Origin of the sequence: Escherichia sp. Lx600-2, assembly GCF_036662595.1 — a bacterium.
In the GTDB taxonomy this organism is placed as follows: domain Bacteria; phylum Pseudomonadota; class Gammaproteobacteria; order Enterobacterales; family Enterobacteriaceae; genus Escherichia; species Escherichia coli.
Map to the genome: position 1 here is coordinate 1 of NZ_JAYQWM010000105.1, position 10,259 is coordinate 10,259.

Here is a 10,259-nt window from a genome sequence, read left to right on the forward strand (position 1 = left end):
AAAATTCATTGCAGTTACATTGATCTCATCAATGAAATGTAAAAATATATAAACTTGATGATTTAAGCATTTTCTTATACCCGTTCAGACGTTATTCTTATTTCAGATCATCGTCAGAATTGACTTCACGATCACATTTCGGACCGGCAGAAAGGAATTATTCTGCAAACAGTAATTATGGTGTTTTGATTTATCTTGCACCTCTCCACTTCTGGATATAAGGATATTAGGTATGGCAACCGCTGGAATGCTTCTCAAACTCAACTCTCAAATGAACCGCGAGTTTTACGCATCCAATCTCTACCTTCACCTGAGTAACTGGTGTTCTGAACAGAGTCTGAACGGCACCGCCACTTTCCTTCGCGCCCAGGCACAGAGTAATGTGACCCAAATGATGCGCATGTTTAACTTTATGAAGAGTGTCGGCGCTACCCCCATCGTTAAAGCCATTGATGTTCCCGGTGAAAAACTGAACTCTCTGGAAGAACTGTTCCAAAAAACGATGGAAGAATACGAGCAACGTTCTAGTACGTTGGCACAGTTAGCCGATGAAGCGAAAGAACTGAATGATGATTCAACCGTCAATTTCCTGCGCGATCTGGAAAAAGAACAGCAGCATGATGGCCTGTTGCTGCAAACCATTCTTGATGAAGTGCGCAGTGCGAAACTTGCGGGTATGTGCCCAGTGCAGACCGACCAACATGTTCTGAATATCGTGTCGCATCAGCTGCATTGATCATACATCGGCGCTAATGCATTGCGCCGATGAAGTTTTTGAGAAACCGCTGCCTCATCTTTTTGAAGCAGCGGTTTTTTAATGGGATTCGCCTTGTGGGGTAAACTTGAGTTCAATCAGCGCGATGGCTTTTTGGATTGCCCGCATGGTGACCGGGTCTGCGGCGGCGGGATGGTTAGTAAAGTCGATATTCTTCAGCTGGCTGGACATTTTTTCGCGAACTTCAACGGGCGCGATTACATCGAGAACATCCAGAATTTGTTTGATAACCAACTGGCAAGCAACCACATCAGAAACCAGTTCCTGATCGGCATTCAGCGGCTGGGACATCGTAAACTCCTGATAGCATTTTGAAAGCCGTTATAGTAGCGGCTTCACATCTTCAACGATAGTCACATCCACCCTCATCAGGACACAAAAAAACCTGCCGGAGCAGGTTTTTTGTTATCGGAACATATTGCCTGGCGGTACGTCTTTGAACGTCTTGCAATAGTTATTGAACATACTTTTCAGGATTTTGCGCAGTTTCATCGCGGCACTCCGACCATTTGTTATACAGGTGTTATTGTCTTTGCGCTTATAATATGACAACCATCACAAAAATCAATCTTTATGTGATACAAATCACATAAATACCCCTTTAATGTTATAAAAATGATAACCAAAAAACAGCCCCCCTATTTCTGACACCTACAGATGGCAAGAAATAGCGCCTGCCAGGCGTCTTTTCCGGCCATTGTCGCAGCGCTGTAACGCGTAAAATAGTGCTTTCTCTTACTCTTCTGGCTGGACCATGAGACTTCTGATTCTGACTCTTTCATTAATAACGCTGGCGGGGTGTACGGTTACTCGCCAGGCCCATGTGAGCGAAGTTGACGCGGCAACAGGTATTGTACGGTTGGTTTATGACCAGGCTTTTTTGCAGCATGCCCATACCGATCGTTATGTCAGTCGCGGGATCGCCGATCGCGCATGCCAGCAGGAAGGCTATACCCACGCGATCCCCTTTGGTCAGCCAGTAGGCAACTGTAGCCTTTTTGCGGGTTCCTTATGTTTGAATACGGAATTCACTTTGTCATATCAGTGCCATCATTCCGCCTTCCCTGTCTTTCTCTAAATATTTTAATCAGCGAGGGGATCTTCGCTGATTAAAGAAATAGCGGTAATGCGTTTTATTCCCATTCGTATTTTTAATAATTGAAGTTTATATTTTACCTTTTGCAAATAATAAAATAACAAATTATAGTGACGCCACAGCAACAAATATAACCTTTGTGGAGCACTATCATGCTGAAACCAGAAATGATTGAAAAACTTAATGAGCAGATGAACCTGGAACTGTACTCTTCACTGCTTTATCAGCAAATGAGCGCCTGGTGCAGCTATCATACCTTCGAGGGTGCTGCCGCGTTCCTGCGCCGCCACGCCCAGGAAGAGATGACGCATATGCAGCGTCTGTTTGATTACCTGACTGATACCGGAAACTTACCGCGTATTAATACCGTTGAATCTCCGTTTGCTGAATATTCTTCACTTGATGAATTATTCCAGGAAACCTATAAACACGAACAATTAATCACGCAGAAAATTAACGAACTGGCTCATGCTGCAATGACCAATCAGGACTACCCAACATTTAATTTCCTGCAATGGTATGTTTCTGAGCAGCATGAAGAAGAGAAACTGTTCAAATCGATTATTGATAAATTAAGCCTGGCAGGCAAAAGCGGCGAAGGTCTGTATTTTATCGACAAAGAACTCTCTACCCTCGACACACAAAACTAATGCTCTCCGGCGGCAGGTTTTCTGCCGCCGTTTCAAATCAGTGACGGCAAATCTTACTCTGATCGGTCGAAAAACCGTCTTCAGAAGGAATAAATTTGCCTTTTGCTGCCAGAAACGCCACCAGCTCTCCCGCTGTCATCCCTTCTGCCGAGCAGGAGTGAAAACGTGCCTGTTCACCAAAACGCGCTTTAATCGCAGCTTCCAGACTGGCATGCGTATATTGCTCACCTGATTCAATCATCATATTTAACACTTCATGACCGTGAATAGAGTCCATCGTTCCTCCTCAAAAAAAAGCCTAGCGTAGCGATTGCCGCTTATGAAGACTTTGCGCCAGCGCAGGACTGAATACTTTTTATTGTACATTTATATTTACACCATATGTAACGTCGGTTTGACGAAGCAGCCGTTATGCCTTAACCTGCGCCGCAGATATCACTCATAAAGATCGTCAGGACAGAAGAAAGCGTGAAAAACAGAACTCTGGGAAGTGTTTTTATCGTGGCGGGAACCACAATTGGCGCAGGTATGCTGGCAATGCCGCTGGCTGCGGCAGGTGTTGGTTTTAGCGTCACGTTAATCTTGTTGATTGGGCTTTGGGCGTTGATGTGCTACACGGCGCTATTACTGCTGGAGGTGTACCAGCATGTTCCGGCAGATACCGGTCTTGGCACGCTGGCAAAACGCTATCTGGGACGCTACGGTCAGTGGCTGACGGGCTTCAGTATGATGTTCTTAATGTATGCTCTGACTGCGGCATACATCAGCGGTGCCGGTGAATTGTTGGCCTCCAGCATCAGCGACTGGACAGGTATTTCAATGTCGGCAACCGCTGGCGTGCTGTTGTTCACTTTTGTTGCCGGTGGCGTGGTTTGTGTCGGGACATCGCTGGTCGATTTATTTAACCGTTTTCTGTTCAGCGCCAAAATTTTTTTTCTGGTGGTGATGCTGGTATTGCTGCTACCGCATATTCACAAAGTGAATCTTTTAACCCTGCCGTTGCAACAGGGGCTGGCACTGTCTGCAATCCCGGTGATTTTTACGTCGTTTGGTTTTCACGGTAGCGTGCCGAGTATTGTCAGCTATATGGATGGCAACATTCGTAAGCTACGCTGGGTGTTTATAACCGGTAGTGCGATCCCCCTGGTGGCATATATTTTCTGGCAGGTGGCGACGCTTGGCAGCATTGATTCAACAACCTTTATGGGATTGCTGGATAATCATGCCGGATTAAACGGGCTGTTACAGGCGTTACGCGAAATGGTGGCCTCTCCGCATGTTGAGCTGGCAGTGCATTTATTTGCTGATTTAGCCCTCGCCACGTCATTTCTCGGCGTTGCGTTAGGCTTATTTGATTATCTGGCTGATTTGTTTCAGCGTTCAAATACCGTTGGTGGAAGATTGCAAACTGGTGCAATTACCTTTCTGCCGCCGTTGGCGTTTGCACTGTTTTATCCACGAGGATTTGTGATGGCGCTGGGTTATGCCGGTGTGGCGCTGGCGGTACTGGCATTGATTATCCCTTCGCTGTTGACCTGGCAAAGCAGAAAGCACAATCCTCAAGCGGGTTACCGGGTCAAAGGTGGTCGTCCGGCGCTGGTGGTGGTGTTTCTCTGTGGTATTGCTGTGATTGGCGTGCAATTTTTGATTGCGGCAGGGTTGTTACCAGAAGTGGGGTGATTAGATAGCCTCAAATTCCTTATTGGGTGCCAGAATTAACGCTGACACCCAATTTGACTTCTTAATGCAGGCAGCACTGCTTAAATTTCTTACCACTGCCGCACGGACAAGGATCGTTACGCCCCGGTTTCTCTTCTGCTTTGATCGGTTGCTGAACAGCTTTTTCCTGCGGATGCGCCATCCAGTATGCATGTAAATCAAGCGCCGCCAGTCGAATGGCATCTACGCTCTCTTCAAACGCTTCTGGCGACATCTTCTCTACCCGCTCGAAGTTTTCCTCAGTACCGTGCAGCGCAATCGCCTCCAGCGCTGGTTTTAACGAATCGGGCAATGTTGACCAGTCAGAAAGTGCCACGCCCCGCATATAGCCAAAGCACCACTCCTCAACAATCGTCAGCTCGCTGCCATCAACTTCTCGCAAGCCGAATAACGGCTCAAACTGCTCCGGGAATTCGTTCAGACGCTCTGCGGTATCGGCCATATGTTGAAAAGCCAGGTTCATAAAGCGCGTCATCTCTTTCTCTGACGCCCAGCGCGGCACATAGTCAGCCCCACCCCACACGGCAACCAGCCACTGTGCCGGTTCAATCTCTTGCGGAGAACTCAACACCGCCGTCAATAAACCGTCCAGCTCCGCCACATCAAGGATGGCGTGGTCAGTGTTGTATTTGGTCAGAATATCGTCCAGCCATTCCAACTCACTTTCGTTTAACGGTCCCGTTTTCATACGCTTTTCCTTGTGGATCTCAACTCGCCAGCACCTATCTTACATGCCGGTCCGTATCAGAGATACTTTTTGAGTGGCTTTGCCGGTGATTAAAAATTAAGGAGGGTGTAACGACAAGTTGCAGGCACAAAAAAACCACCCGAAGGTGGTTTCACGACACTGCTTATTGCTTTGATTTTATTCTTATCTTTCCCATGGTACCCGGAGCGGGACTTGAACCCGCACAGCGCGAACGCCGAGGGATTTTAAATCCCTTGTGTCTACCGATTCCACCATCCGGGCTCGGGAAGAAAGTGGAGGCGCGTTCCGGAGTCGAACCGGACTAGACGGATTTGCAATCCGCTACATAACCGCTTTGTTAACGCGCCAAATTCTTCAGGCCTTTCAGCCAGACATCCGCTGACGCCGATGCCTTTTAAACTGGAGCGGGAAACGAGACTCGAACTCGCGACCCCGACCTTGGCAAGGTCGTGCTCTACCAACTGAGCTATTCCCGCATTCATCAAGCAATCAGTTAATCACTTGATTTTATTATCGTCTGGCAATCAGTGCCGCCGTTCGATGCGTTGCATTCTACTTACCTGGCGCGATGAGTCAACGATATTTTTCACCACTTTTGATCGTTTGCTGAAAATTGCGCCGAAACGATCACTGATCAAGCAAATCTGCACGCGCAGCGCTCAAATATTGCAACATTGACCACAGAGTCAGTACCGCAGCCACAAAGAAAAGTGCAATACCGGCGTACTCAACCCAAATGTTCGGACGCCACAGCAGCCAGGCCAACGCCACCATCTGGGCAGTGGTTTTCACTTTCCCAATCCAGGAGACAGCCACGCTACTGCGTTTACCCAACTCCGCCATCCATTCGCGTAGCGCAGAAATAATAATTTCACGGGCGATCATCGTTGCCGCCGGTAAGGTCACCCACCAGCTGTGGTAATGCTCGGTTACCAGCACCATGGCGATAGCCACGAGAACTTTATCTGCTACAGGGTCAAGGAAAGCACCAAACCGGGTACTCTGGTTCCAGCGGCGTGCCAGAAAACCATCGAACCAGTCAGTCACCGCCGCGACGCAGAAAATGAGCGCGGCGGCAAACGGCGACCAGGTGACAGGCAGATAAAAGACCAATACAAAGAATGGGATAAGGATGACACGGAACAGTGTAAGCAACGTAGGGATATTAAATTGCATAATGACGGGTAACTATCTGTTGTCAGTAAGATTACCCCTATGTTGCTACAGAGACATCAATGTTTCAACGACCAGAAGATCTTTTCTGCCAGACCTTGCGAAATACCCGGCACTTTTGCAATTTCCTCGACGCTGGCGTTACGTAAACCTTGCAAACCGCCCATATATTTCAACAACATTTGCCGGCGTTTTGGCCCGACGCCTTCAATGGTTTCCAGGGAACTGGTATTTTTGACCTTCGCCCGTTTTTTACGGTGCCCGCCAATCGCGTGATCATGTGATTCATCGCGAATATGCTGGATAACATGCAGCGCGGGAGAATCTGGCGGCAAACTGAATCCCTCACCTTCCGGCTCAAAGAACAGCGTTTCCAGCCCAGCCTTACGATCTGCTCCTTTGGCAACGCCAAGTAGCAGCGGATGATTTTTATCCCATGAGACATCCAGTTCGGCGAAGACATTTTTCGCCTGCGCAAGCTGGCCTTTGCCGCCGTCGATAAGTATCACATCCGGAATCTTACTGTCGTCGATGGCTTTACCATAACGCCGACGCAGCACCTGATTCATCGCCGCATAATCATCGCCCGGCGTGATGCCAGTAATGTTATAGCGCCGATACTCCGCACGCAGCGGGCCGTTAGCATCAAACACCACACAGGAAGCGACGGTTTGTTCACCCATGGTATGGCTGATGTCAAAGCACTCCATCCGCTTCACTTCCGGCAATTTCAACACGCTGGCAAGTGCTGTAAGCCGCTGGTGAACGGTAGATTGCTGCGAAAGTTTGCTGGTTAAGGCCGTCGCCGCATTGGTGCGCGCGAGTTTCAGGTAACGCGCCCTATCGCCGCGAGGTTTGGTTTGAACATTAATCTTGCGTCCCGCCAGTTCTGAAAGGGAATCGGCGAGCAGCGTTTTATCGCTAAGATTAAAATCGAGCAGGATCTCACCCGGTAAGGTGCGCATCTGGCTGCCTTGTAAATAGAACTGACCTACGAAGGTTTCCACCACCTCGCTCAGTTCCGTACCGCCAGGCACTTTCGGGAAATAGCTGCGGCTGCCGAGCACTTTGCCCTGACGAATGAACAATACGTGGACACAAGCCATGCCCGCATCGAACGCCACACCAATAACGTCGAGGTCGTCGCCGGTATTGGAAACGAATTGTTTTTCGGTGACGCGTCGCACTGCCTGAATTTGGTCGCGAATACGTGCAGCTTCTTCAAACTCCAGATTCTGGCTGGCAGTTTCCATACGACTAATGAGTTGCGTAAGCACCTGATCATCTTTGCCAGACAAAAACAGGCGCACATACTCGACCTGCTGAGCGTATTCTTCTTCACTCACCAGTCCTTCAACGCACGGCCCCAGACAGCGCCCTATCTGATATTGCAGACATGGACGCGAGCGATTGCGATAAACACTATTTTCGCACTGGCGAATGGGGAAAATCTTTTGCAGTAGCGCCAGTGTTTCACGTACGGCATAGCCATTCGGGAACGGGCCGAAATATTCACCTTTGGCATGCTTCGCACCACGATGCATCGCCAGACGCGGGTGGGTATCGCCACTCAGGAAGATAAAGGGATAAGATTTATCATCGCGTAGCAAAACGTTGTAACGCGGCTGATAGAGTTTGATGTAGTTGTGTTCCAGCAACAGCGCTTCGGTTTCTGTATGAGTAACCGTTACATCAATTTGCTGGATCTGGGCGACCAGCGCTTCGGTTTTGCGCGAAGCGAGGTTGCTACGGAAATAGCTGGAAAGCCGTTTTTTCAGGTCTTTCGCTTTGCCGACATAGATAACCGTACCACCAGCATCGTACATGCGATAAACGCCTGGCTGGCTGGTTACGGTTTTTAAAAACGCTTTTGCGTCAAACTGATCACTCACTGACTTGATAATGTCTCCGCATTACACAGACCATGGCGAATTGCCAGGTGAGTCAGCTCAACATCGCCATGAATGTTTAGTTTACTGAACATACGATAGCGGTAGCTGTTCACCGTTTTCGGACTGAGATTGAGCTGTTCTGAGATCTCATTGACCTTCTGGCCCTTGGTGATCATCAGCATAATCTGCAATTCACGTTCAGACAAACTGGCAAATGGGCTTTCTGTTTTTTCTGGTTCGATCTGGCTTAACGCCATTTGTTGAGCGATGTCAGAAGCAATGTAACGCTGCCCTGAATAGACAGAACGGATCGCACTCACGACTTCCTGCGGAGCCGCGCCTTTGCTGAGGTAGCCCGCAGCACCGGCCTGCATGACTTTCGCTGGTAAAGGGTTTTCTGTATGGACGGTAAGCATGATGATTTTGACATCAGCTGTGGAACGCGCGATTTTACGCGTCGCCTCAAGACCGCCAATGCCCGGCATACTCATGTCCATTAGCACCACGTCAACGGCATTTGCCCGGCACCACTTAACGGCGTCTTCACCGCACGATGCCTCACCGACGACTTTTATACCCTTTATATCTTCCAGAATGCGTCGTATCCCTGCGCGCACCAGTTCGTGGTCATCAACAAGTAGAACGTTGATCAAAGGAATATCTCCAGAAATAGGGATAACGCTACTGATAGTTAGTCATTCGTATATTAGCGGTTTTTATTGCAACTTTGAAACGTTAAAAATGGTGGGTATTCGATTTTTCTCTCGTTTTTGTCAATTCGATTGTCCACAGTTATGGTCACGCCCGTCACCAACGGCTTCCGGGATCGTTTCACAGTAAGCCCGGCGATGAAATGTGACAAAAATTGACTTTATTCAGCAAAAATGAAAATCAGCCCGCTGAATATGTAACATTAATTAACCCGAACAATACGGGCAAAAAACATTCATGATAAAAATATTTATTGGTCATTATATTAACGTATTTTATAGTACTGCCGATATCTCGCTCAAAAAACAACCACTGCTATTTTTAGCAAAGCTTATGGTATACTCCGCCGCCTTAACATTTTTCACCGCAAATTTTCATTGCAACATGACGAGGAAAATAAATGAGTACGCCTGATTTTTCTACTGCCGAGAATAATCAAGAACTGGCAAATGAAGTCTCCTGCCTGAAAGCGATGCTGACGCTGATGCTGCAGGCGATGGGACAAGCTGACGCGGGCCGCGTGATGTTAAAGATGGAAAAACAGCTTGCGCTGATCGAAGACGAAACCCAGGCTGCAGTATTTTCCAAAACGGTTAAGCAAATTAAACAAGCCTACCGTCAGTAATATAAAACCGGCTGATAGCGTGCCTTTCAGCCGGTTTTTGCATCTGGCACGCAGGACAGAAAAGAGATCAAATTAAGCCAGTAGCGGCCGCGTAACAGGCAACCTGGGTCTTATTTGGTGCATTAATTTTTTTCTGCATGTTTTTCTGGTGGAAATTGACCGTATTCTCAGAGATTGACAAAATCATCGCTATCTCTGCTGATGTCTTCCCTTCCGCCGTCCACCTCAGAATTTCTTTTTCGCGCTTGCTGAAATTCATCTCTGGCGTCATCACTATTTCATCATTTAAACGCATCAGAGCCATCAGACTTTCGCGCACCAGTAACTGCATTTTTAATTGCAGTTCATCACTAAGAATGGGTATTTCGCGCGCGCTGCAACGGGAAAAGGACAAAAAGCCCAGCGCCCGGTTTGGCAGCATTAAATACTGAGTGACACCGCGGCGTAAACCATGTGCGCGCGCGGCTTCCCATAACGGCTGTGCTTCGCTGAATAAGTCATCATTCCACATTAAATGGCCCTGACTAAAGTTTTCAGGGTTCAGCACCGGATCAATTGCGAGAAAGTTTTTTGCCTGATAATAACTAACCCACGCCTCAGGGTAATTGGTGTAAAAAGCCACTTTAGGTCGCGTGAATGGTACCGGGTGGCGAACACATAACGAATAGTAATCGTACTCCAGCAGCTGAGCCTGAAGCTCTATTTCATGGTAGACCTCTTCTGCGGCCTCCATCCTCTGAAAACGCAACAGCATCGTGCGACGCCAGCTGAAAAAATCCGTATCCTGCATAGTAAACCGCAACGCCCCTGAGAGTGAGTATCATTTATAATGATAATTCGGTAATGACTCCAACTTATTGATAGTGTTTTATGTTCAGATAATGCCCGATGACTTTGTCATGCAGCTCC

The 10,259-nt window shown here is 48.0% G+C and carries 14 protein-coding genes and 3 tRNA genes; 6 read left to right on the forward strand and 11 right to left on the reverse strand.

What is annotated here, in order from left to right:
• Positions 1–232 precede the first annotated feature (232 nt).
• Positions 233–736, forward strand: a complete 504-nt coding sequence (locus OQV04_RS21505; RefSeq protein ID WP_047674671.1) for a non-heme ferritin-like protein — start codon at positions 233–235, stop codon at positions 734–736.
• A 78-nt stretch (positions 737–814) separates the two neighbouring features.
• Here the strand turns inward: OQV04_RS21505 and yecJ are convergent, their stop codons facing one another.
• The gene (yecJ, locus tag OQV04_RS21510; RefSeq protein ID WP_000082127.1) at positions 815–1,066 is read right to left on the reverse strand and encodes a DUF2766 family protein YecJ; all 252 of its coding nucleotides are present in this window, start codon (positions 1,064–1,066) and stop codon (positions 815–817) included.
• 114 nt (positions 1,067–1,180) lie between these two features.
• Complete coding sequence (azuC, locus tag OQV04_RS21515; RefSeq protein ID WP_010723106.1) at positions 1,181–1,267, reverse strand: stress response protein AzuC; 87 nt, start codon at positions 1,265–1,267, stop codon at positions 1,181–1,183.
• A gap of 262 nt (positions 1,268–1,529) precedes the next feature.
• Here azuC and OQV04_RS21520 point away from each other — a divergent pair, with 262 nt between their 5' ends.
• Positions 1,530–1,853, forward strand: coding sequence for a YecR-like lipofamily protein (locus OQV04_RS21520; RefSeq protein ID WP_001237866.1), 324 nt, complete (start codon positions 1,530–1,532; stop codon positions 1,851–1,853).
• 170 nt (positions 1,854–2,023) lie between these two features.
• The gene (gene ftnA, locus OQV04_RS21525; protein ID WP_000917208.1) at positions 2,024–2,521 is read left to right on the forward strand and encodes a non-heme ferritin; all 498 of its coding nucleotides are present in this window, start codon (positions 2,024–2,026) and stop codon (positions 2,519–2,521) included.
• A 37-nt stretch (positions 2,522–2,558) separates the two neighbouring features.
• Here the strand turns inward: ftnA and OQV04_RS21530 are convergent, their stop codons facing one another.
• Positions 2,559–2,798 (reverse strand): YecH family metal-binding protein, encoded by a 240-nt coding sequence (locus tag OQV04_RS21530; RefSeq protein WP_032281056.1) that lies wholly within the window; start codon positions 2,796–2,798, stop codon positions 2,559–2,561.
• 191 nt (positions 2,799–2,989) lie between these two features.
• Between OQV04_RS21530 and tyrP the strand changes: the two genes are divergently transcribed.
• Positions 2,990–4,201, forward strand: a complete 1,212-nt coding sequence (tyrP, locus tag OQV04_RS21535; protein WP_032281057.1) for a tyrosine transporter TyrP — start codon at positions 2,990–2,992, stop codon at positions 4,199–4,201.
• A 61-nt stretch (positions 4,202–4,262) separates the two neighbouring features.
• Here tyrP and yecA read toward each other — a convergent pair whose 3' ends face one another.
• The 7 genes from yecA to uvrY form a co-directional block, all read right to left on the reverse strand.
• Positions 4,263–4,928, reverse strand: coding sequence for a UPF0149 family protein YecA (gene yecA, locus OQV04_RS21540; RefSeq protein ID WP_000847882.1), 666 nt, complete (start codon positions 4,926–4,928; stop codon positions 4,263–4,265).
• 195 nt (positions 4,929–5,123) lie between these two features.
• Positions 5,124–5,210 (reverse strand) — tRNA-Leu (locus OQV04_RS21545).
• Positions 5,211–5,222: 12 nt separating this feature from the next.
• Positions 5,223–5,296: transfer RNA gene (locus OQV04_RS21550), tRNA-Cys, on the reverse strand.
• Positions 5,297–5,349: 53 nt separating this feature from the next.
• Positions 5,350–5,425, reverse strand: a tRNA-Gly gene (locus OQV04_RS21555).
• A 151-nt stretch (positions 5,426–5,576) separates the two neighbouring features.
• Entirely contained in the window at positions 5,577–6,125 is a 549-nt protein-coding gene (gene pgsA, locus OQV04_RS21560) for a CDP-diacylglycerol--glycerol-3-phosphate 3-phosphatidyltransferase (protein ID WP_001160187.1), read from the reverse strand.
• 56 nt (positions 6,126–6,181) lie between these two features.
• Positions 6,182–8,014, reverse strand: a complete 1,833-nt coding sequence (gene uvrC, locus OQV04_RS21565) for an excinuclease ABC subunit UvrC (protein ID WP_001283421.1) — start codon at positions 8,012–8,014, stop codon at positions 6,182–6,184.
• Positions 8,011–8,667: a UvrY/SirA/GacA family response regulator transcription factor gene (uvrY, locus tag OQV04_RS21570; RefSeq protein ID WP_000611328.1), complete on the reverse strand. Its 657-nt coding sequence runs from the start codon at positions 8,665–8,667 to the stop codon at positions 8,011–8,013. Before uvrY ends, uvrC begins: the two co-directional genes overlap by 4 nt.
• Before the next feature lie 295 nt (positions 8,668–8,962).
• On the opposite strand from uvrY, the gene yecU reads away from it, so the two are divergent.
• Both yecU and yecF read left to right on the forward strand, forming a co-directional pair.
• Complete coding sequence (gene yecU / locus OQV04_RS21575; RefSeq protein WP_032281063.1) at positions 8,963–9,139, forward strand: protein YecU; 177 nt, start codon at positions 8,963–8,965, stop codon at positions 9,137–9,139.
• Complete coding sequence (gene yecF / locus OQV04_RS21580) at positions 9,126–9,350, forward strand: DUF2594 family protein YecF (RefSeq protein ID WP_000106474.1); 225 nt, start codon at positions 9,126–9,128, stop codon at positions 9,348–9,350. The genes yecU and yecF overlap by 14 nt, the downstream gene beginning before the upstream one ends.
• Positions 9,351–9,417: 67 nt before the next feature.
• Here the strand turns inward: yecF and sdiA are convergent, their stop codons facing one another.
• Complete coding sequence (gene sdiA / locus OQV04_RS21585) at positions 9,418–10,140, reverse strand: transcriptional regulator SdiA (protein WP_024231281.1); 723 nt, start codon at positions 10,138–10,140, stop codon at positions 9,418–9,420.
• Between the last annotated feature and the right edge of the window lie 119 nt (positions 10,141–10,259).